Origin of the sequence: Amycolatopsis kentuckyensis (genome assembly GCF_002155975.1) — a bacterium.
Taxonomy (GTDB): Bacteria; Actinomycetota; Actinomycetes; order Mycobacteriales; family Pseudonocardiaceae; genus Amycolatopsis; species Amycolatopsis kentuckyensis.
The window spans coordinates 1-21,853 of the sequence record NZ_MUMI01000013.1 but is presented as its reverse complement, the minus strand read 5'-3'; the positions used below and the strand labels follow the sequence as shown (position 1 = coordinate 21,853).

Here is a 21,853-nt window from a genome sequence, read left to right as displayed (position 1 = left end):
GAGGCGAACGGCGGCTGGATGACGTCGTGGCGGAGCGGCCTCGCCCGGTACGACGGGGCCGTTTCCTGCTGAGGGGCGGCTTTTCGCGAACGTCGGCTTGACCCGGCAGGCAACGGTTCCTGCCCGCGAGTGCGCCTGTACGGGCGTTTCTCCGGGCAACCGGTCCTGTCACGCTGGATCGTCCGGGGCCGGTGTCGAAGAAGGGACTCGGCGGGCGATGGCTGTCAGACGTGCGACCGGACCGCAGGAAGGGCCGGCGGAACCGCACCGGACAGCCTCCGCGTCGCCGGCGATCGGTGGTCCCCGCGGTGTGCTCGGGCTGCAGTGCGCCGCGGGGAACCGCGCGGTCTCCCGCCTGCTGGGCGCTCGACGGGCCGTGCAGCGACAGAGCCGGACCGACGCCGCGCCCCCGTCGCAGTCCGCGGCGACGAGCCTGGGATTCGCCGCCTACCACCGCTATTTCACCGAGCTGAACCAGTCCCTCGAGGACCCGTCGCTGTCGCCCGGTTTCGTCCGGCTGCAGCGGGAGGTCGTGCGGCGGATGACCGAGCGGATTCGGCGGGACCCCGGTCTGGCCGATCGGCTCCAGCCGATCCTGCTTTTCGCGCGGGTCAGCCGGGAGGTCGATGCCGACGCCGCCGCGGGACGCCCGGCCGGGGTGCCGGAGCCCGGCCGGGTGCCGGACGAGGCGGAGTTCCGCCGCCGGTTGGCCCCGTTCGAACGGCTCGCCGACGACCTTCGCTCCTTCCGGCACCGGACCCTGCGGTCGGTGTCCGCGCCAGGAGAAGACTTCGTGCGCCTGGTCCGGGAAAACGAGTCGACGCACCGCGTGCTCGTCCTGATCGCCGACCGGCTCATGGACCGGGCGATCGCCCACATCGCCGAGTCACCCCAGCGCAACCCCCGAGCCGTGCTCGACGAGATCACCGTGCAGCCCGAGATCCGGATGCTGGTGTGGGCAGCGCAGGCGGAGCCACTGGATTCCGACCGGGTGCCCGTCGAACGCGGTGCGGCGGTGTGGCCAACCGTGATCAGGCTGCTCTGGGGTTTCGTGCCGGTCCTCGGGGACGCGAGCGACCTGGCCGAAGCCCTGGCCGGGATCGACACCGTCGACGGCCACCCGCTTTCGCAGCCGGAACGCGGGATCATGATGATCGGCGCGCTGTTGCCGTTCGTGCCCGGCCACGCGCTCCGTGCCACCGGGGAAGGCCTGTCCGAGGCCGCGGCGCGGCTGGCCCGCGAATTCCCCGGTCACACCGCCGAGGAATTCCAGCGCGTCCTGCGCGCGGCCGAAGCGCTGTCACCCCAGGGCGCCGAGGTCGAGCGGCTCGTCACCCGGTTGCGGCAAGGGGACCGCCTCAGTCCGGAAGACATCCGCCGGCTGGAAGGCGCGGCCGGGCGGCTCGAGGCGGTCGCGGCGGCCTCTCCGGCCGGCGCGGCACCAGCGGCCGCGGAGGCCGCGGCACCAGCGGCGGCGCTGGGCCGGGCCCAGCAGGCGGCCGCCGCCGATCCAGGCGCGGCAGCCGGGCTCAGGCGGCTCCTCGGCACCCACGGCATCGTGCGCAGCCGGAGATCGGCGGAGCACGTCCTGGCCGCTGTCCCACCCGAGCACACCGCATCGTTCCTGCGGCTCCTCGGCACCGCCGACCTCGGACCGCGATCGGTGGCGCTCTACCAGGCTCTCGCACGCACGCCCCAGGCCCTGCGGTTCCTCGAAACCCATGGGCGCCGGGCGTTCCTGCGCGTGCTGAACATGCAGCGCGGCAGCGACGACGTCGTCAAGCTCGCCCGCGCCGTGCCGGACCTCGAACGGCTGACCACCGCACTGGCCACGGCCCGCCGCCGGGGCGGCGCCGCCGAAGCCGAGCTGCTGGCCGGCCTGCACCGCCGTCGTGATCCGGCCTCGCTGGACCGCCTGCTCACCGCGGCCGGCGTGCCGCGGCCGCCGACCGCGCCCGCGCTCGACATCGCACCGGCGGCGCCGGGCTGGCCGAACTTCCTCGCCAGGGCCAGGGAACGGGCCGTCGAGCGAGGTGAGCGAGGGGTCAGCGAAGCCGAGTTCCAGCACCGGGCCGCGCTGCTGCGGGCCCTGGATCTGGCCGAACACAGCGACGAACTCCGCCGGCTGCCCACCACCGAACGAGTGCGGCTCCTCGATGAATTCGACCGGATCGCGCAAGGCGAGGCCCGCATGGACGAGGGCTGGACCAGGACCAGCCGCGGCGCCCTCGCCGAGAGCCTGTTCATGCCCCGCGTGCCGGGCCGGCCACACCTCAAGCCCGCGTTCCGCGACGGTCACCTGGTCACCGGACGAGCCGATGCCTCGATCCCGGACTACGCCATTCCCGCCGTCACCCAGCAGGAACTCTCTTCGCGCGCGGTGGAGCGCGAGCACCGCTACTGGGTGGAGTTCAAGTCCAGCCGCATCGACTCCGGGCCGCAGATCAACGGCTTCTTCCGCAACGGCCGCGACGCCGCCACGGCGCACCTGGGCGTCGCCGCCGGCCAGACGCTGCGCAACCTCCCCGGCGGACACGCCCTGTGTTTCCACTACGCGCGCGATCCGGGGGAAGCGACTCGCAACGAAATGATGCGCATCCTGTTCGCCGACGACCGCATCCGGTTCGTGCGCTTCGGGGACCACTGGTACGACCGCACCCGGCACCTCAGCGCCGGCCCGCGCTAGTCCGTGTCCTCGGAGCGGTGGTGGTTGCCCTGCCCTGAACTTCGGTCGGCCCGCCTTCCCGGAACCCGCGCCGTGGCCGGGCTCGTGCAGTGGTCCTTGATCCTTCCTTGAGCGCCGGTCCACACGCTGGCGGCAGTCGGAAGCAGGACTTTTGCGACTGGGGAGCGATGTGGCATTCGAGTGCGAACACCGCCCGGCGGAACCGGGGACCGAGGTTCTCCTGGCCGAGCAATGGCCGCTGAACCGGGCCGAAACGAGACGGAAGCTGGAGCAGGACCCGGCGCTGCACGTGTCGGCGGAGGTGGAGTCGCTCGCCTCGCTGAGAGCGGTCGTCCGCGCGGTGTCGCCGTCGGCCGTCGTGCTCGCCGTCGACCTGCTCGGCAGAACGGACGAAGCCGCGCTGGCCGACCTCTCGGTGCCGGTGCTGCTCATCGGTGATCCGGAGGACGGCGACCGCGTCGCGCGCCTGCTCTCCCCGCGCGTCCGGGGGTTCGTGTGCCGCTCCGGCGGCGCGCTCGAACTGGCGGGGGCCGTGCGCGCGGTGGCCGCCGGGCACGCCAGCCTGCCGCCCGCGGTCGCCGGGAAGCTGCTGGACACCCTCGTGCGCGACCAGCCGCGGCCGGCCGTGTTCGACCAGCTCACCCAGCGTGAACGGGACGTCCTGCAGTACATCTCGCAGGGGATGACGACGGCCGAGATCGCGGCCGAAATGGTCGTGCAGACCAGCACCATCAAGTCGCACATCTACCACCTGCTGCAGAAGCTGCGGGTCCGGGACCGCACGCAGGCGGTCGCGCTGGCCTACCGGTCGGGCATCGTGCACCTGCCGGCGCAACGGTTCGCCGCCGGCGGGGACGCCCGGCTGACGTCGGCCTGAGAAAGCGTTTTCGATGGCCGGGCACGTGCGTGTCCGGCCATCTCATTCGTTTGGCGGAGAACGAGACAGGGGACATCTCAGACTGTCGGCTGAAGCGTCGCGTGACGGCTCTGCCGTAGTTTCGGCGGAGTCGGCCGGAAAACAGTCACGAGGAGCATGATGGCCAGCCTGATATCCGTCGAAGAATGCGAATCCCTCACCGTCAAGCAATTGCAAGCGCTTTACCGGGACCACGTGAGCCGGTCCCAGGTCTCGCTGATGTCCACGTTCGGTTTCGGCAAACGGCTGGTGGAAAGCGCGGACGGGGTGTGGATCACGACCCGGGACGGCGAGCGCATCCTCGACTTCACCGGCGCGGTCGGCGTCCTCAACCACGGCCACAACCACCCGCGGATCCTCGCGGCGCGAAAGCGGTTCAACGACCTCCACCGGATGGAGGTGCACAAGGCGTTCTTTTCGCCTTATGTCGCCGCGCTCAGCCACAATGTCGCCGAAGTGCTGCCGGGTGACCTGAACATCTCCTACTTCCCCAATTCCGGAGCCGAGGCCAACGAGGGCGCGGTCAAACTCGCCTACAAGTACCACGAAGGCAAGCGGAACACGATCCTGCGCTCGGACATCAGCTTCCACGGCAAGCTGCTCGCGACCGGCAGCCTGACCGGTTCCCGCGAGAACAGTTTCGAGTTCCCCGGCATCCCGAATGTTTCCTATCCGTTCGGTGACGTCGAAGCCGTGCGCGAGCTGGTGGCCACGCACCGCCGGGCCGACGGGACGTCCGACGTCTACGCGATCCTCGTCGAGCCGTTCAGCGCGTCCACCATGCGCCACTGGAGCGAAGAAGATCTGCGTGCCCTGCGAGCGCTCTGCACCGCCGAGGACATCGTGCTGATCTTCGACGAGATCTACACGGGCTGGGGCAAGACCGGCAGCCTGTTCTACTTCATGCGCCACGAGGGCCTGGTCCCGGACATCCTCACCTACTCGAAGTCCTTCGGCGGCGGCAAGGCGTCGATCTCCGGCTACACCGTGCGCGAGCCGCTGTTCCGCCAGGCCTACGACCGGCTCGGCGACGTCATCCTGCACACCACCACCTACTACGGCTTCGGCGAAGAGACGGCGACCGCGATCGAGGCCGTCAACATCGTGGTGGAGGAGGACTTCCCGCGCCGGGCGCGGGAGATCGAAGCGGTGCTCGGCACCGGCCTGGAACGCCTCCAGAAGGAGTTCCCCGACACCATCACCCGGGTGACCGGCACCGGCTCCCTGTTCGGCGTCTTCCTCGACAGCGGACCGGCCATCCTCAACATGGCCGCCCGGCTCGCGCCGTCCGGGTTCGCGAAGGACCCGAAGTTCCGGACGAAGCTCGTGACCAGCGCGGTGATCAGCGAGCTCTACCGCGAGCACGGGATCCTGACCTACTTCAGCCCCAACGGCGACACGCCGCTGGTGGTCGCGCCGTCGCTGGTGGTCGGCCGCGAGGAGATCGAGCAGTTCCTCGACGCGCTGGGCAAGACCCTCGCCAAGGGCCTGCCACGGCTGCTCGCGAAGTTCGTCAAGGACCGCGTGAGGGCGCAGTGGTGACCCGGGTCCTGGTCACCGGCAGCAGCGGGATGCTGGGCGGCAACCTCGTCCGCCGGCTGCGGGCCGACGGCGCCGAGGTCGTCGGCCTCGACCTGAACCCGCCGCGGGAACCCCTGGCCGGGGTCACCGAGGTCCGCGGCGACATCCGCGATCCCGCGCTGCTCGACCGGACCGTCGGCGACGTCGACGCCGTGGTGCACTGCGCGGCCGCGCTGCCCAGCTACCGCGACGACGAGATCCGCTCGGTCATCGTCGACGGCACCCGCAACGTGCTGCGGGCGAGCCGGGACCGCGCGGTGCCGCGGGTGGTCCACATCTCGTCGACCGCCGTCTACGGCCTGCCGGACGTCGTGCCGACACCCGAGACGTACCCGCGCATCCCGGTCGACTCCTACAGCCGGGCCAAGGCGGCGGCGGAGGAGGTCTGCGAGTCCTTCCGCAGCGACGGGCTGTGCGTGGCGATGCTGCGGCCCAAGACGTTCCTGGGGCCGGGCCGGATGGGCCTGTTCGCCATGTTGTTCGAGTGGGCGGCCGCGGCGACGTGCGGATCCAGATGTTCGGCGTCGACGACCTCGTCGACGCGGTCGTCACCACCCTCGGCGCGGACGCGGAGGTCGCCAACGACACCTACAACCTCGGCGCGGCCGACTTCGGCACGATCCGCGAGGACTTCCAGTGCGTCCTGGACGCGGCCGGCCACGGCAAGCGGGTCGTGTCGCTGCCGGCCAAGCCGGCACTGGCGGTGCTCCGGACACTGCAGCGGTACAAGATGTCGCCGGTCTACGGCCGGTTGCTGCACAAGCTGATGGCCGACTCGTACGTCAGCATCGACAAGGCCCGCGAGCGCCTCGGGTTCGTCCCGCGGCTGTCCAACCGGCAGGCCATCCTGGACACCTACCGCTGGTGGTGCACGCAGCGCCGGCCGTCCCGCAAGCCGTCCGCCGGCGCGGGCCGCACCTCGCGCGACCCGTGGAACCAGGGCGCGCTGAGCCTGGTGAAGGCCCTGTTCTGACGTGCTCGCCACGGAAGCCCATCCCGGACGGATCGACGGAGAACTCCCATGATCGAGCGGACCCCGCTGGTATCGGTGATCATCCCCAACTACAACTACGAACGCTCCCTGCGGCTCTGCCTGGCCGCGCTGGCCGAGCAGGCGTACCCGCGCCTGGAGGTGATCGTCGTCGACGACGGCAGCACCGACGACTCGGTCGCGGTGGCGCAGTCCTTCGGCGCCAAGGTGGTGCACACGCCGGTCAACATGGGCTGCGCCGGTGCCCGCAACGTCGGCGCGGAAGCCGCGACCGGCGAAGTGTTCTTCTTCCTCGACTCCGACGTCGGCCTCGCGCCGGACGCGGTCCTGAACGCGGTCACCCTGCTGCGGTCCGACGAGCGCATCGGTGCGGTGTGCGGCATCTACGACGCCGACCCGCTGATCGACGACGGGGCCGTCGAACGCTACCGGAGTCTCCAGCTGCACTACGTCCAGGTCGCCTGCGAGGGCCCGATCTCCGGGATCTACCCGGCGATGATGGCCATGCGGGCCGAGGTGTTCGCCGCGGTCGGCCCGTTCAACGCGAAGCTGCGGCACACCGAGGACGCCGACTACGGTGCCCGCCTGGGCCGGGACTACGAACTCCGGCTCACCTCCGCGGTGCGGGGCAGGCACGACCACGACGACAAGCTGAAGGTGCTGCTGAGCAAGGTGTTCACCCGGTCACTGCTGCGGGTGCCGCTGTTCGCGGGCGGGCAGAAGCTCGGCAAGGGACCGGAGTCGCCCGCCCGCGCGGCCGGCAGCCTGGCCGCGCTGGGCGCGGTACTGACCCTGCCGCTGCCCGTGCTCGCCGGACCACTGTGGACGGTGGTGCCGGCCGGCCTGCTGCTGGGCTCGATCGCGGCCGACGGGGCGATGTACCGGTTCGTCGCGCGCCGCCGCGGCCTCGGGTTCGGGCTCTTCTTCGTCGGCACCAACCTGGTGTCCAACGTCGCCATCGCGGCCGGGGTGCTGACCGGCGCGGCGCAGTGGGTGCTGTCGCCGCGGTTCCGGCGGATCTACGACGAGGTCCCGGCATGACGGCGGAGACCCTGGAAGAGCCGGAACAGCCGCTCCCGCCGCGGCCGGCCCGGTGGTGCGTCGCCACCCGGGTGCTGGTCGGGCTCGCCGCGGCCTGGCTGCTGTTCACCGTGGCCTACGTGCTGTTCACCGGCGACCTGTGGGTGTGGCTGCTGCCCGGTCTGCTGCCGCCCCTGGCCTTCCTGGTCGGCCCCGCGGTGGTCGCGCTCGGGCTCGCGGTGCCGCGCCTGCTGCGGCGGCGCGTGCCGAAGACGGCGTTCCGGCTGGTGCTGGTGCTGGCCGTGGCGGCGCTGGTGGCGGGCGCGGGACGCAGCGGGATCAACGTGGCGGCGCTCGGCGGCGGCGAGGGCGCGGCCCCGGCGGGCGCGCCCACCGTCGTCGCCTGGAACACCGAGTACTGGGACCAGACCGACGACCCGGACCGGTTCTACGCCTACCTGCACGCCCACCCGGCCGACATCTACCTGCTGCAGGAATACGTCGACCAGGTGGGCACCGACGGCGCGCGCGACGCGGACGACCTGGCCCGGCTGCGCGCGGAGTTCCCGGGCTACCACCTCGTCGCCCGGGGCGAGCTGCTGACGTTGTCGCGCTACCCGGTGCTCGACCGGCCGAGAGTGGGCCCGGACCGCGGCGTGCCCGACAGCGCCTCCTACACCGAGGTGTTCGAGAGCGCGAAAGTGCTGCGGACCGACCTGCAGGTGGGTTCGTCGGTCCTGACCGTCTACAACGTCCACCTGCCGGTGCAGGTCGACGTCACCCGCAACCCGCTCAGCCCCGGCTTCTACAGCTACGTCCACGCACGGGACGGTCTGCGCAAGGCGCAGCTGGCCGGGCTCGCCGAGGACGTCGCCGCGAACCCGAACCCGCTGCTCGTCGCGGGTGACTTCAACACCAGCCCGGCGATGGGCGACCTCGACGGCCTGCGCGGCGCGCTCGTGGACGCCGGCCGGGCGAGTTCGTCGCTCTACCCGGGGTCCTGGCCGGCGTCCGCGCCGCTGTGGCGGCTGGACTGGACGTTGACCACGCCGGGCGTGCGGGTGCACGACTACCGGTTCGACGACCCGGCCGGGCTGTCCGACCACGAGCTGCAGCGGACCCGGATCTCGCTGGCCGGTGGGCGGTGACCGGGCGCAGGCTCTTCGCCGTGGCGCGGGCCGGCTGCTACGTCGCGGTGCTCGGCTTCCTGGGGTACCAGCTGTTCGCGCACCGCGGCGGCGGGCGCGTGGCTGGGCATGGCGGGCTGGCGGGCGCTGCTCACGGCGTTCGGCTGCCGGCTGGCGACGCCGGTCGCGGCGAAGGTGTACTTCGTCGCCGGGCTGGGCCGCTACCTCCCCGGCGGCCTGTGGCCCGCGGTCGCGCACGCCGATCTCGCGCGCAAGCTGCGGGAGCCGCCCGGCCTGCTGGCGAGCGCGTTCCTCGCCAGCGTGCTCGTGTCCACCGTCGCCGGCCTGGCGGTCGGCCTGGTGGCGGTGCCCGCGCTGGCCGCGGCCCAGCCGGTGTGGTGGGTGGTGGTGCCGATGCTCGCGGCCGGCCTGCTGGTCGTCGGCGCCCCGCAGCTGACCCGGCTGGTCACCGCGATCGTGCGGCGGCGCACGGGCAAGACCGTGGCCCTCCCCGGGCCGCGAGCGGTCTTCGGGGCGCTGGGACTGATGGCGGCCGGGTGGTTGCTCGCCGGGTTGCACCTGGTGGTGCTCACCCGGGGGCTGCCGATCGGCGGGGTGCCCGGGACCGCGGTGCTCGTCGGCGGGTTCGCGCTGGCGTCGGTCGCCGGCGTGCTGGTGGTCGTGCTGCCCGCCGGGCTCGGGGCGCGCGAAGCCGTGCTCGGGCTGGCGCTGAACGCCGCTCTCGCCGGGCCGTCGATGTCCGCCGTCGTGGCGGTCGTCGCGATGAGCCGGCTGGTGGTGACCGCCGCGGACCTGCTCGCCGCCGGGGCCGCGGCGTTCGTGCGCCTTTCCCCCGGTTCCGCGGGCGTGGCGCCGAAGCAGGCGTCCGGGGTGGACTGACGTGCGGGAGTGGAACACCGGCCCCGGTGTTCCACTCCCCGGTGTGCCTGCCCCGGGGCGGGTGAGGCCACCGATCGAATCCGCGTCGATGCGGCACCGGCACCACGAGATCCGCTCGGCGGGGTACCGGTTTCCGCCGTTTTCGATGTTTTCGACCGGTCGGTCGATTGCGATTAATCGCGAATGGTGACTTCCGGACCGTGTACAATACGGGGCTCGGGGGTAGTTGACGATCGGCGTGCCGGCGGCAGGGCAGGCATAATCTTCGGAGCGGGATTCCGGCTCTTCCGGTATGCGCTCCGAAAGCGGCCGGCAATTCGGTCCGTCAGGGCCGGAGTCACGTTCGGTAACACTTTCGTATTGGTCCGGAAGAACATTTTCCTGCGAAGGAGAAAACATGGGGGACCGCACCACCATCACGATCCTGGGCAACTTGTCCATCCGCGGGCGACCACGCAGCGAAGCCGCGCCCAGCGCCCCCAAGGAACGTGAGGTGATCGCACTTCTGCTGTTCAACTACGCGCGTGTCGTCCCGGTGCACCAGCTGATCGACGAGCTGTGGCCGGTCGAGCCGCCCCGGCGGGCGCGGACCGCGCTGCAGACGTACATCCTCAACCTGCGCCGCCGGCTCGCCCGGGAGCTGCACCTGCCACCCGCCCACGTCCGCAACGAAGTGCTGGTGACGCGCAGTGAGGGATATCAATTCCAGCTCGCCGACTGCTTCTTCGACCTCCACGAATACCTCGGCCTCGCCGCCGCGGGCGAGCGCGCCGCCGAAAGCGGCGACGACGTGCAGGCCGTCGAACTGCTGCGGCGGGCCGAAAAGCTGTGGACCGGCCCGGTCCTGCCGGACATCGACCACGGGCTGCCGCTCAGATCGGAGATCACCCGGCTGGAGCAGCGCCGGGTGGCCACCCGGGAACTCCGGATCGAAAGCGAGCTGCGGCTGGGCCGGCATCGGGAACTGGTCAGCGAGCTGTCGATGCTCGTGCACCAGCACCCGTACCACGAACGCTTCCACGAGTACCTGATGTTCTCGCTGCACCGCGTGGACCGCCGGGTCGAAGCGCTGGAAGTCTTCGAGCGGCTGCGGCACGCGCTGCGCGGGGAGCTGGGCCTGGAGCCGTCCGAGCGGGTGCAGAACCTCCGCCGGGGAATCCTCGGATCGGACGAAGTGGCGCTCGCGCGTACCTGATCGCCGTACCGCCCTCCCTCCCCGGCGGTTCCGCCCGCCGGGGAGGGCGGGCCGTCAGGCCGCTTCGTCCCGCGGGCCGCCGGTCGTCTTGGCGAGGACGAGCAGAAACGCCGTGGCCACCGCGAGATCTATGGTGAGACCGACGACGTCGATTTTCGGCAGTGTGCCGAACCTTCCCCTCCGCCGGTGCGTTACCGGTACTGCGGATTCCCGGTCGTCGTTCATGGTCGGACCTCCCGTTTCGCCGTGGCCGGGAATGACGTTACGCGGTGGCGCCACGCATTGTCCTCAGGCGAAAAACGGGGATTTCCGGCGGCTTTTCTCCCCCCAGAGACTGAGTTTTCCGGAAAGGCCCCGCTCAGAGGAGGCCCCGGTCGCGGGCGTAGACGGCCGCCTGCGTGCGGTCGCGCAGGCCGAGCCGGCCGAGGATGCGGGAGATGTGGTTCTTCACCGTGCCCTCGCTGAGGAACAGCCGTGCCGCGCTCTCCCGGTTCGTCGCCCCGGTCGCGACCATGCGCAGCACCTCCGTTTCCCGGCTGGTCAGGGCGTCCGGGGAAGCCGGGTGCGCCGACAGCGCCGCGGCGACGTGCCGGGCCGCGGTGCGGTCGAGCTGGGTGACGCCGGCGTGCGCCAGCCGGACCGATTCGGCCAGCTCCGCGGCCGGGAGGTCCTTCAGCAGGTAGCCGGCTGCGCCGGCCCGCAGCGCCTGCACGACGTATTCCTCGTCGTCGAACGTCGTCAGCATCACCACCCGGCAGTCCGGGGCGCGGCGGCGCAGCACGGCGACCGCCTCGACCCCGTCCAGCTCCGGCATCCGCACGTCCATCAGCACCACGTCCGGCCCGAGCTCCAGGGTCCGTTCGATCGCCTCCCGGCCGGTGGCCGCCGTGCCGATCACCGAAATCCCCGGCTGGATGTCCAGCAGGGACGCGATGCCCTCGCGGACCAGCCGCTGGTCGTCGGCCACGAGCACCCGCACGCTCACGGCACGGTCACCGTGACCCGGGTGCCGGCACCCGGCTCGCTGTCCACCGTCACGGTCCCGCCGACGAGCGCGGCGCGTTCTCGCAGGCCGAGCAGCCCGAACCCGGACCGGGGCGCGCCGGTGTCGAAGCCGCGGCCGTCGTCGGTGACGACCAGGCTGGTCGCCGCGCCGAAGGTCACCGAAACCCGGACCCGGCCGGCGTGGCCGTGCCGGCGGGCGTTCGTGACCGCCTCCTGCGCGGCCCGGTAGAGCGTGGTCACCGTCGCGGGGTCGAGGTCGGGTTCTTCGCCGTGCACGTCGAGCGGCACGTCCAGCCCGGTGAGCGCGCCGACCAGGGACCGCTCGCCGGCCCGCAGCGTGCCGACCGAGGTCCGGACGTCCTCAAGGGCGTGCCCCACCGAGCGGCGCGCGTCGGCCAGCGCCCGGCCGGCGACGTCCGGGTCCCGGCCGGCGAACGCGGCCGCCTTCTCCAGCTGGATGGAGACGGCGGTCAGGTGGTGGCCGAGGCTGTCGTGGATGTCGCGGGCCAGCCGGTTGCGTTCGGCCGCGGCGGAGAGCTCGGCGACCCGCGACGCGGCCCGCCGCTCCCGGACCGCGACGTCGGCCATCGCGAGGGCCAGCACCAGGCCCACGGCGAACATGAGCACGTCGGACACGGCTTCGGCGTCCCGGTACCAGCCGGGCACGCCCACCGCGAGCCCGCCGGCGAGCGACGCGAGGCAGAGCCCGCCGAGCACGAGCCCGGCCGTGCGCCCGAAGGTCAGGTAGGCGGCGAACGGCACCAGCACGAACAGCACCCGCGACAGCCCCGACTCGTCGAGCGCGGCGACCGCGAAGAACAGCGCCAGCCGTGCGACGAGGAACGCGACGGGCCTGCGCGCCACCCGCCGCTCGACGGCGTCCAGCGCGAACAACGCCCCGATCCCGGCGACGAACCCGGCGAGCCGCGGCACGTTCGCCGGGCTCAGGCCGGCGAGCGCGGAGTACAGCCCGGCCGGCAGCACGATCCCGTACACGGCACCGGAAACCCACGGCACGATCCGCGTCACCATCCCCCGAGCCTACGGCCGTTCGCCGCTTCCGGAGCCGAATCCGGCCGAACGGCACGTGCCGGATGGCCGCCGGTCACTGGCCGCCCGGCACTTCCGGCGGCCCGGCCGCGGTTCCTAACGTGCACGGAAACCCGTTACCCGCCAAGGAGAATCCTATGCTGATCCGACTGGGCGCCTGGTGCGGCGTGCTCGCCGGCCTCGCCATCGCGGTACCCGGCTCGATCGAGGCGTTCACCGGCGAGAGCGCGCCGACGAGCTTCGTGCTCGGCCTGTCCCCGGCGTTCGCCGTCCCGCTGCTCACCGTGCTCCACCTGCGCCAGGCCACGGCGGCGGGCCCGTTCGGCGCGGTGGCCTACACGCTGAACGCCGTCGGCCTCGGCCTGTTCGGTGGCGCGGCGTTCACGCTGAACCTGGCGCTGTTCTTCCTCGACGAGAAGGTGGTCGGCGAGTTGCTGCGCGGCCCGACGAGGATCGCGCTGCTGGGCAGCGCACTCGTCTTCGCGGCGGGCGCGGCCCTGTTCGGGGCGGCGATGCTGCGAGCGGCGATCCACCCCCGCCTCCCGGCGGCGGCGTACGCCGCCGCATTCCCGGTGCTGGCGATCGCGGCGCGGCTGCCGGATACCCCGGTGACGAGCGTCGTGCACGTCGTGGCCGGCGGGTCGTTGGTGTGGCTGGCGGTCTCGAGCGTGGCGCGGGACCGGGCCACCGGGGTCGATCACCGGCTTGCCGGTTCGCGTGAGGTGAGCGGGTGATCCGGCGCGGGGCCGCCGCGCCGCGAGTGTTCCTGCTCGCACGACACTGCCGGAGGGGCCCGGTCCGGGCGTCGGCAGCGGCCGGTCGTGGGCACGGTCGTGCGGGCGCGTCGCGTAGGCTGAACGCGGCGCGCCGGGAAGTCTGGTCGGCATCCGGATTCGGATCGGAAGGACCGGCTGATGCGCGGGGTCGAAACCGTCTTGTTCCTCGTCGTCGTGGCGACCGTGGTGGCCACCTTCGCCCGGCGGCTGCGGGTTCCGGCGCCGTCGCTGCTGGTCGTCGCCGGTGTCGTCGTGGGCCTGCTGCCGGGTGTTCCCGCGGTCCAGGTGACCCCGGAGGTGATCAGCCTGGTCGTCCTGCCGCCGTTGCTGTTCGCGGCGGGGGAGGAGCTGCCGTGGCGGGATCTCCGCGCGGTGGGGCGGCCGGTCGCGGTGCTGTCGGTGGGGCTGGTGCTGCTCTCGGCCGCGGCGGTGATCGGGATCGCGGTCGCGGTGACGCCGCTGCCGGTCGGGATGGCGTTCGTGCTCGGCGCGGTGCTCGCGAGCACCGACCCGGTCGCGGTGACGGCCCTGGCGCGGCGGCTCGCGCTGCCGCCGCGGGTACAGGCGCTGATCCAGGCCGAAAGCCTGTTCAACGACGCCACCAGCCTGCTGCTGTTCCGGGTGGCGCTGTTCCTGGCCGTCGCCGGGGGCGCCGCGTCCTGGGGCCGGACGGTGGGGGAGTTCGCGCTGCTGGCCGGTGGCGGCGTGGCGGTCGGCGTGCTCACGGCGCTCGGCGCGTTCCTCATCCGGCGGCGCACCGAGGACCCGGTCCTGGAGACGGTGATCTCCTTGGTCACGCCGTACGCGGGGTACGTCGCGGCGGAGTCGGTGGGCGGCTCGGGCGTGACCGCGGTCGTGGTGGCGAGCGTGCTCCTCGGGACGCAGGCCGAGCGGCTGACGACCGCGCGGATCCGGCTGCAGGTCGGCGCGGTCTACCAGACCGTGGTGTTCCTGCTGGAGAGCGTCGTGTTCGGCCTGATCGGGCTGCAGCTGCCCGCGCTGGTGCGCCGCGTGGCCGGTGGTGGGCCGTGGTGGCTGCTGCAGGCGCTGGCCATCGCGGCGACCCTGGTCGTGGCGCGGCTGTTGCTGGTGTTCGTGCTCGCGGCGCTGCGGCAACGGCGGGAGGACGGCCGCATCTCCTGGCAGGTCCCCGCGGTCGTCTCCTGGGCGGGCGCGCGCGGCGTGGTGCCGCTGGCGGCGGCGCTGTCCCTGCCGGTGGCCACAATGGACGGTTCCCCGCTGCCGGCGCGCGACCTCGTCCTGCTGCTGACGACCGCGGTGATCGTGCTGACCCTCGTGGTCCAGGGCTTCACGCTCGCCCCGCTGGTCCGCCGCGCGGGGATCGCCCTCGACCCCGCCGACCTGCGCACCGAATACGGCACCGCCCGCCGCAAGCTCGCCGAAGCCGGACTGGCCCACCTGGACCACCTGGCCGAGACCGAATCGGCGCCGGCGTTCGTCGTCGACCAGCTGCGGGCGGGCTGGCAGGCCCGGCTCGACCACATCCGCGGCGACACCGGCGAGGAGGCGGCGGACTGGGTGCGCGGGATCGACTACCGCGCCCTGCGGCGCGAGCTGATCGACATCGAGGTGGCCGAGCTGACCCGCCTGTTCGAGGCGGGCGAGATCACCGACGGCACCCGGCGGCGCATCCAGCGGCTGCTCGACCTGGAGCACGCCGGGTTGGAGGACTGAACGGGGTGTCCTTCCCCTCCTGGACCACGCGGGTGGACCGGGTGCCATCCAGCCCGCGCACCGGTACCCGCGACGGCGTGTCCGCGAACGCCGGCGCGGCGGGCGTGATCACGGTCGCGATCAGCAAGGTTCTCCGCAACCAGGGTCCTTTCGCCGGCGTCTTCGCGGCGGTCAGCACGTGATCTGCCGGTCGTCCGCGATCCGGATGCGGAGGGCGCCGAGCCCCCGGGAGATGTGGCTGCGCACGGTTCCGGCCGCGCACCCGAGCACCTCGGCGATCTCGCTGTCGTCGAGGTCTTCGTAGAACCGCAGGACGATCGCCGCCCGCTGTGCCCGCGACAGAGTGGCCAGCAGGGTGGCGAGCCGGTCGGCGTCGGCGATCCGGTCCGCGTGGTCGGGAGCGGCCGCTTCCGCGAACCTCGTGACGTCGGAGGTGGTCTGCACCGAGCGCTGGTACCAGCGGCGCCGCCACGAGAGGTAGCCGTTCACCACCATCTTCCGCAGGTACAGCTTCGGCCGGTCGGCCGCGGCCACCCGGCGCCACTGCTGGTGCGCGCGCACCAGCGCGTCTTGCACCACGTCCTGCGCCAGTTCGCGGTCGCCGGTCAGGACGGCCGCGAACCGCACCAGGTCGGGCAGCTCGTCGCGCGCGAACTCTTCGAAGTGCACATCAAGTCAGACGCCCGGACCCCGGCGGACTGTTGCGCCGCTGCCGGAAATTCTCGGCGGGTGCGGGTTTTGCGCGCGACCGCAACAGATCACCCGGCAGCCGCATCTTAAGGGTGTGCAGTTCGAAGGGTTCTCCCGTGGGCCACGGCCCGGGGCGGAGGAGAGTGTGATGACCGACCTCGACGAGTTGCGCCGCACGCTGCGCGCACAGGAGTCGCTGGCCCCCGATCCCGATGACGTCCTCGCCACCGCCACCCGGCGGGTCCGGCGGCGCCGCATCGCCGGCGTCGCCGCGGTGACGCTCGCCGTGGCCGCGCTCGGAGTGGGCGCAGTCGCGGCGCTGGGCCGCGACACCGCGACGGTGCCGCCGGCCTCGCGCGTGAATGCCCCGCCCGCCTCGGCGACCGGGGCTCCGGCCGCCGGCCAGGTGCCGCCGGCCGCACCGGCGATGAGCCTGGAGGACGGCTCCTGGGACCTGATGTTCTGGGCCGTCCAGCCGCACTTCGCTTCCGTGCACTACGGGCAGGCGCATCGCTACGCGTTCGAGATCGAGGTGCGTGACGGGACCGCACCGCGCGGCGCACTGGCGGCGAAACCGTCGGATGCCGGCCAGCTCCCGCACCCGAAGGCGGTGATGTGGCAGGACGGGCCGGGCCGGTGGATCCGGGTGACGACCACGAAACCGGTGACGTCCGCGGAAATGCTCGCCCTGCTGGCGAAGCTCCGCACCACCGCGCCGGTGATCGACTCGCCGCTGAAGTCGGTACAGGTCCCGGCGGGGCAGCAGGTCGCGACGTTCACCAGCGAGCCCGAGACCAACACCCTGGTGCTCTGCCCCGACATCGAGGCGAGAATGGCCCCGCTCGACAGCCGTTGCTTCTCCCTGACGGTGTCGCTGACCAGCCGAGCCGGCCAGGCCGGAAACGTTCCCCAGGAACCGCTTCCGGCCCGCCGGTTCCGGACGCTCGGGGCGTACACCATCGAAGTCGACAGCTCGCACGCCCATGAGCAGGCCGCGGCGGCCTTGGCGAACTCCGTTCAGCTCAACCGGAACGCCGCTGGGCGCTGACGCCGGCCTGTCGGCGCGGTTACCTCGGCGGCCGGTCTGCGCTACCGTCGTGGGGACCGCAGACACCGGGGGGAATCATGCGTCGACTCGTCGTCTCCGCCGCTTGCGCCGTGCTTCTGGTCGCCGGCACCGGTTCCGCCACCGCGGCGGCGGACCCGCGGCAGGCCGCCTTGGACGCGGCCGTGCGCGCCGGGAACGTGGGGATGATCGCGGTCGCCACGGATCCGGACGGGCGGTGGCGGGGGCGCGCCGGGGTCGCCGACGTCGTCAGCGGGGCGAAACCGGACACCGGTGGGCGGTTCCGCGTCGGGAGCGTGTCCAAGACGTTCACGGCGACCCTCGTGCTGAAGCTCGCGGCGAACGGCAGGCTGAAGCTGGACGACCCGATCGCGAAGTACCTGCCCGGCCTGCTGCCCTACCCGGAGCCGATCACCGTGCGGCAGCTGCTGCAGCACACCAGCGGCGTGCCGCGGGACCTCGCGCCGCAGTACACCTGGACGACGGCGGAAGAGATCGACACCGAACGGTTCGTGCACTTCGGCGAGGTCGAGGCCATCCACGACAGCACCGGGCAGCCGCTGTTGTTCCCGCCGGGCACGAACTGGTCGTACTCCAACACCGGCTACAACGTGCTGGCCCTGCTGGTCGAGAAGCTCACCGGCCGCCGGTTCGAGCAGGTGCTCGCCGACTGGATCACCGGTCCGCTGCACCTCGCGGACACGTTCCTGCCGCGGGACTTCCCGCTGGTGCCGCGCCCGGCGATCCGCGGCTACGAGCAGCTCTACCCGGCGCCGCGGGGGCTGACGGACGTCACCGTCTACAACCTCAGCCGCTACTTCGGTGCCGGGAACATCATCTCGAGCGCGGCCGACCTGAACCGCTTCTTCGACGCGCTGCTCGGCGGCGAGCTGCTGCCGGCCGGTCTGCTCGCGCAGATGAAGACCACGGTTCCGTGGCCGGGCGAGGGCGGGCTGGTCGACTACGGGCTCGGGCTGATGCACATCTCCCTGACCGCGTTCTGCGGTCCCGGCGCGCCCGACGTCTGGGGGCACGGCGGGGACGTTCCCGGGTACAACACGTGGAGCATGAGCGACGAGGCGGGCACCCGGGGGATCACGGTCGCGTCCAGCCCCGACCTGACCGCTCCGCCCGCCGCGGCGGCCGGCCGGATCCTGGCGATGGTGACGGAATTCTGCACCCCCGGCGCGCTCGGTGCCGAGGCACACGCCGCTCGGCTCCAGGCCGCGATGCGCTGAACAACGGCGATCCCCTGCGCCTCAGCGGATCTTGACCCTGGGCAACCGGGTCCGCCGGATGACCGCGGCGTTGCCGGCCGAGGTCGGCAGCTTGGTGCCCAGGTCGCGCCGAGCGCGCGGTCATCACGGCGGTCGAAGATTCACGGTGTCGGGGTGGTTTCCGGGGCGATCTTTGCGCTAACCTAAGTCAAGCAGTTGACTTAATAGCGGCGTCGAAGGGACCCCATGTCCGCCCAGGACCGCACCCGCTTCACCCCCGAGGAACTCGGCTTCGATCCCGAAGCCCTCCGCGCGAAGTACCGGACCGAGCGGGACCGTCGCCTCCGTCCGGACGGCGCGGCCCAGTACCGGCGGGCCGCCGGGGAATTCGGCTACTACGCGGCCGATCCCTGCACCGAGCGCGTCGAGCGGGCGGCCGTGGCCGACCGCGTGGAGGCGCTCGTGGTCGGCGGGGGCTTCGGCGGGTTGCTGGCCGGGGCCCGCCTGCGCGAGGCCGGGGTGGCGGACATCCGGGTGCTCGACGAGGCCGGCGACTTCGGCGGTACCTGGTACTGGAACCGCTATCCCGGCATCCACTGCGACATCGAGTCCTACGAGTACCTGCCGTTGCTGGAAGAGGTCGGCTACGTCCCGAAGTGGCGTTACTCGCCGGGCGAAGAGATCCGGCAGCACGCGATCGCCATCGCCGAGCACTTCGACCTCGACCGCGACACCCTGTTCCACACCCGCGTCACCGAACTGCGCTGGGACGGAGAAGCGGCCGAATGGCAGGTGCGCACCGACCGCGGTGACGCCTTCCGCGCCCGCTACGTCGTCGTCTCGGCCGGTACGCTCACGCAGCCCAAGCTCCCCGGCATCCCCGGCATCGAGACCTTCCGCGGGCACACCTTCCACACCAGCCGCTGGGACTACGGCTACACCGGCGGCAGTCCCGACGGCGGCCTGGACAAGCTCGCGGACAAGAGGGTCGGGGTCGTCGGCACCGGCGCCACCGGCATCCAGGTCATCCCGCACCTCGGCCGCGACGCCGGGCAGCTGTACGTCTTCCAGCGCACCCCGTCGTCGGTGGACGTCCGCGGCAACCGCCCCACCGACCCGGCCTGGGCCGCCTCCCTGCGGCCGGGCTGGCAACGGGAACGCATGGACAACTTCCTCACCGTCGTCACCGGCGGGCACGCCGACACCGACCTCGTCGGTGACGGCTGGACCAGCAGCGCGCGGCTGCAACGCCAGATGCTCGGGGGCTCCCTCGACACCGCGCTGTCGCGTGAAGACCGCGAGTACCTGGACGAGATCGCCGACTTCGAGAAGATGAACGAAATCCGGGCCCGCGTCGACGCCGTCGTCGAGGACCCGGCCACGGCGGAACTGCTGAAACCGTGGTACCGCTACATGTGCAAGCGCCCGACGTTCAGCGACTGCTACCTGGAGACGTTCAACCGGCCCACCGTGACGCTGGTCGACACCGCCGACCACGGCGGGATCACGCGGATGACGGAGAACGCCGTCGTCGTCGGCGACCGCGAGTACGAAGTGGACTGCGTCGTCTTCGCCACCGGCTTCGAGGTCGGCGTCTCCGGCATCGTTTCCGGTGCGCTGCCGGTGTACGGCCGCGACGGCGTCCCCCTGCTGCAGGCCTGGAGCCAGGGGCTGAAGACGCTGCACGGCTTCTACAGCCACGGCTTCCCCAACCTGTTCCACCTGGGACCACTGCAGAACGCTTCCGCGGTCAACTTCACGCACATCCTCCAGGAGCAGGCCACCCACATCGGCGCGGTGGTCGCCGAAGCCCGCAAGCGCGACGCCCGGTTCGTCGAGCCCACCGCCGAGGCCGAGGAGTCGTGGGTCGCCACCATCCGCGCCGAAGCCCGGGACACCCATCGCTTCCTCTCCGAATGCACCCCCGGGTACTACAACAACGAAGGCCGGCCCCGCCCGCAGGGCAACTCCTTCGGCCCCGGCCCGGTCGTCTTCCACGACCTGCTGCGCGGCTGGCGCGAAAACGGTGGCATGAACGACGTCCTGGCCGGCGCGTGAACGGCTTCCGGACCCGCCGGCTGACCCGGCCCACGCCCCTGCGCGGCTCCAACGGGGTCGCCTTCGGCCCGGACGGACGGCTGTACGTCGCGCAGTTTCTGGCCGGCGAGATCAGCGCCGTCGACCTGGCCACCGGCGACGTCGAAACGGTGATCCCGGCGGACGGGCCGGTGCAGGCGCCCGACGACCTCGCCTTCGGCGCCGACGGCTCGATGTACGTCACCGACCTGGTACCCGGCCGGGTGTGGCGACGCCACCCCGACGCGACGTTCACCCTCGTCACCGACCGGGTGCGGCTGCCCAACGGGATCGCCTGCGTCGGCGACCGCGTGTTCGTCAACGAGATGATCCCGGGCGGCCGGCTCCTGGAACTCGGCGACGGCGAGCCGAAGGTGCTCACCGGCGGGCTCGCGATGGGCAACGCCATGCAGCTCGGCCCGGACGGCTGCCTCTACTACCCGCACATGCTCACCGGCGAGGTCCACCGGATCCCCGTCGGCGGCGGCGCCCCGGAACTCGTCGCCGCGGACGTGCACGAGCCGGTCGCCGTCCGGTTCGACCAGGCCGGTGTGCTGCAGGTGCTCTCCCGCGGCGCGGCCGGCATCATCACCCGCATCGACCTGGCCGGCACCGGCGACCGGTCGCTGCTCACCAGCGGGATCGCCGGGCAGGACAACGCCGCCTTCGACACCGAGAACCGGATGTTCGTCTCCAGCTACGCGGGCGGCGGCATCACCGAGGTGCACCCCGACGGCCGGACCCGGGAGGTCGCGCCGCGCGGGTTCGCCGGGCCCTACGGCGTCACGATCGACCTCGGCGGCACCGTGCACACCGCCGACCACTACCGCATCGCCGAGCCGGCCGGCGACGTCGCCACCACCGAGCTGCTCCCGTTCGCCCACGGCATCGCCGCGGACGGCGACCTGCTCCACCTCACCTCGCAGTACGGCCAGGTCCGCACCTACGACCGGGCCACGCGCTCGGTGCGGACGCGAGCCGAAGGCCTGGACCAACCCCTCGGGATCGCCGTCCGCGCCGACGGCGCGCTGGTGGTCGCCGAGGCCGGCGCGGGACGCGTTCTCGTCGTCGACGACGCCGTCGGCGTGCTCGCCGAAGGCCTGGGACGGCCCGTCGACGTGGCCGCGGACGACGAAGGGCGCTGGTACGTCAGCGACGAAGCCCGCGGCGCGGTGTACCGCCTCGACGACGACGTCCTGACGGGCGTGGCCGGCGACCTCGACACTCCCCAGGGGATCGCCGTCCGCGACGGGCGGCTGCACATCGCCGAGACCGGGGCGAACCGGCTCGTCGTGGTGGACCTGGCGACCGGGCAGGTCCGGAGCACCACGGACCTCCCGCCTCGCCCGCCGGCGGTCCGGGAACCGCCGGCGTTGCGCGCGCACGGCCTTCCGGGCGTCCCGCGTCCGTTCACCGGGCTCGCCGTGGCAGCCGACGACTCCCGCTACGTCACCGCCGGCGGCACGGTCCTGCACGTGACTCCCGCGGAGCACCCGTGACCACCGTCGCCGCCCCGCCGCGCGGGCAGGTCCTCCAAGCCCTCAGCGGCCTGCTGCTCGCCCTGTTCGTCTCCACGTTGAGCAGCACCGTCGTCTCCACCGCCCTGCCGCGGATGCTGCACGAGCTGCGCGGCTCGCCGACGCAGTACGCCTGGGTCGTCACCGCCACCCTGCTCGCGGCCACGGCGGCGACGCCGATCTGGGGCAAGCTCGCCGACCTGTACGCGAAGAAAGCCCTCATCCAGATCGCCGCGGTCGTGTTCGTCGCCGGGTCGATCGCCGCCGGCCTGGCCCAGAACGCCGGGCAGCTGATCGGCGCCCGTGCGCTGCAGGGCATCGGCGTCGGCGGCCTCCAGCCGCTGG

At 72.5% G+C, this 21,853-nt stretch carries 20 protein-coding genes and 1 pseudogene; 17 read left to right on the top strand and 4 right to left on the bottom strand.

Annotation, left to right across the window (positions count from 1 at the left end):
* Positions 1-310 precede the first annotated feature (310 nt).
* The 9 genes and pseudogenes from CCN39_RS01075 (at position 311) to CCN39_RS01040 (ending at position 10,416) form a co-directional block, all read left to right on the top strand.
* Entirely contained in the window at positions 311-2,686 is a 2,376-nt protein-coding gene (locus tag CCN39_RS01075; RefSeq protein ID WP_086837924.1) for a hypothetical protein, read from the top strand.
* 169 nt (positions 2,687-2,855) lie between these two features.
* A complete protein-coding gene (locus CCN39_RS52520; protein WP_086837923.1) occupies positions 2,856-3,563 on the top strand; it encodes a response regulator transcription factor in 708 nt (235 codons plus the stop codon).
* A 258-nt stretch (positions 3,564-3,821) separates the two neighbouring features.
* A complete protein-coding gene (locus CCN39_RS01065) occupies positions 3,822-5,144 on the top strand; it encodes an aspartate aminotransferase family protein (protein ID WP_208630092.1) in 1,323 nt (440 codons plus the stop codon).
* A gap of 29 nt (positions 5,145-5,173) precedes the next feature.
* A pseudogene (locus CCN39_RS52855) lies at positions 5,174-5,605 on the top strand (NAD-dependent epimerase/dehydratase family protein); the annotation flags it as partial.
* Positions 5,606-5,667: 62 nt separating this feature from the next.
* Positions 5,668-6,156: a Rossmann-fold NAD(P)-binding domain-containing protein gene (locus tag CCN39_RS51480; RefSeq protein ID WP_244210562.1), complete on the top strand. Its 489-nt coding sequence runs from the start codon at positions 5,668-5,670 to the stop codon at positions 6,154-6,156.
* 48 nt (positions 6,157-6,204) lie between these two features.
* Positions 6,205-7,215 carry a glycosyltransferase family 2 protein gene (locus tag CCN39_RS01055; RefSeq protein WP_086837921.1) on the top strand — a complete coding sequence of 337 codons (1,011 nt, stop codon included), beginning with the start codon at positions 6,205-6,207 and terminating at the stop codon, positions 7,213-7,215.
* Complete coding sequence (locus CCN39_RS01050) at positions 7,212-8,342, top strand: endonuclease/exonuclease/phosphatase family protein (RefSeq protein WP_086837920.1); 1,131 nt, start codon at positions 7,212-7,214, stop codon at positions 8,340-8,342. Before CCN39_RS01055 ends, CCN39_RS01050 begins: the two co-directional genes overlap by 4 nt.
* A 108-nt stretch (positions 8,343-8,450) precedes the next feature.
* The gene (locus CCN39_RS49110; protein ID WP_143263879.1) at positions 8,451-9,221 is read left to right on the top strand and encodes a lysylphosphatidylglycerol synthase domain-containing protein; all 771 of its coding nucleotides are present in this window, start codon (positions 8,451-8,453) and stop codon (positions 9,219-9,221) included.
* Positions 9,222-9,618: 397 nt separating this feature from the next.
* Positions 9,619-10,416 (top strand): AfsR/SARP family transcriptional regulator, encoded by a 798-nt coding sequence (locus tag CCN39_RS01040; protein ID WP_158104470.1) that lies wholly within the window; start codon positions 9,619-9,621, stop codon positions 10,414-10,416.
* Positions 10,417-10,470: 54 nt separating this feature from the next.
* Here CCN39_RS01040 and CCN39_RS50000 read toward each other — a convergent pair whose 3' ends face one another.
* The 3 genes from CCN39_RS50000 to CCN39_RS01030 all read right to left on the bottom strand — a co-directional run bounded on the left by CCN39_RS50000 (position 10,471) and on the right by CCN39_RS01030 (position 12,453).
* Positions 10,471-10,641 (bottom strand): hypothetical protein, encoded by a 171-nt coding sequence (locus tag CCN39_RS50000; protein ID WP_158104469.1) that lies wholly within the window; start codon positions 10,639-10,641, stop codon positions 10,471-10,473.
* Positions 10,642-10,774: 133 nt separating this feature from the next.
* Positions 10,775-11,401, bottom strand: a complete 627-nt coding sequence (locus CCN39_RS01035; protein WP_086837918.1) for a response regulator — start codon at positions 11,399-11,401, stop codon at positions 10,775-10,777.
* The gene (locus tag CCN39_RS01030) at positions 11,398-12,453 is read right to left on the bottom strand and encodes a sensor histidine kinase (RefSeq protein ID WP_208630089.1); all 1,056 of its coding nucleotides are present in this window, start codon (positions 12,451-12,453) and stop codon (positions 11,398-11,400) included. Before CCN39_RS01030 ends, CCN39_RS01035 begins: the two co-directional genes overlap by 4 nt.
* Positions 12,454-12,608: 155 nt before the next feature.
* Between CCN39_RS01030 and CCN39_RS01025 the strand changes: the two genes are divergently transcribed.
* The 3 genes from CCN39_RS01025 (at position 12,609) to CCN39_RS49995 (ending at position 15,124) form a co-directional block, all read left to right on the top strand.
* On the top strand, positions 12,609-13,205 hold the full coding sequence (locus CCN39_RS01025) for a hypothetical protein (RefSeq protein WP_208630088.1): 597 nt from the start codon (positions 12,609-12,611) through the stop codon (positions 13,203-13,205).
* A gap of 180 nt (positions 13,206-13,385) precedes the next feature.
* The gene (locus tag CCN39_RS01020) at positions 13,386-14,942 is read left to right on the top strand and encodes a Na+/H+ antiporter (RefSeq protein WP_086837917.1); all 1,557 of its coding nucleotides are present in this window, start codon (positions 13,386-13,388) and stop codon (positions 14,940-14,942) included.
* A gap of 5 nt (positions 14,943-14,947) precedes the next feature.
* Positions 14,948-15,124: a hypothetical protein gene (locus CCN39_RS49995; protein WP_158104468.1), complete on the top strand. Its 177-nt coding sequence runs from the start codon at positions 14,948-14,950 to the stop codon at positions 15,122-15,124.
* Here CCN39_RS49995 and CCN39_RS01015 read toward each other — a convergent pair.
* Entirely contained in the window at positions 15,114-15,611 is a 498-nt protein-coding gene (locus CCN39_RS01015; RefSeq protein ID WP_086837916.1) for a SigE family RNA polymerase sigma factor, read from the bottom strand. The genes CCN39_RS49995 and CCN39_RS01015 overlap by 11 nt on opposite strands.
* Positions 15,612-15,780: 169 nt before the next feature.
* On the opposite strand from CCN39_RS01015, the gene CCN39_RS01010 reads away from it, so the two are divergent.
* The 5 genes from CCN39_RS01010 to CCN39_RS00990 form a co-directional block, all read left to right on the top strand.
* A complete protein-coding gene (locus tag CCN39_RS01010; RefSeq protein ID WP_086837915.1) occupies positions 15,781-16,680 on the top strand; it encodes a hypothetical protein in 900 nt (299 codons plus the stop codon).
* A 77-nt stretch (positions 16,681-16,757) separates the two neighbouring features.
* Entirely contained in the window at positions 16,758-17,936 is a 1,179-nt protein-coding gene (locus CCN39_RS01005; RefSeq protein ID WP_086837914.1) for a serine hydrolase domain-containing protein, read from the top strand.
* A gap of 225 nt (positions 17,937-18,161) precedes the next feature.
* Positions 18,162-19,973 (top strand): flavin-containing monooxygenase, encoded by a 1,812-nt coding sequence (locus CCN39_RS01000; protein WP_086837913.1) that lies wholly within the window; start codon positions 18,162-18,164, stop codon positions 19,971-19,973.
* A complete protein-coding gene (locus CCN39_RS00995) occupies positions 19,970-21,490 on the top strand; it encodes a Vgb family protein (protein ID WP_086837912.1) in 1,521 nt (506 codons plus the stop codon). Before CCN39_RS01000 ends, CCN39_RS00995 begins: the two co-directional genes overlap by 4 nt.
* On the top strand, positions 21,487-21,853 hold a 367-nt coding region (locus CCN39_RS00990), incomplete at its 3' end, for an MFS transporter (protein WP_143263877.1). The genes CCN39_RS00995 and CCN39_RS00990, both read left to right, overlap by 4 nt.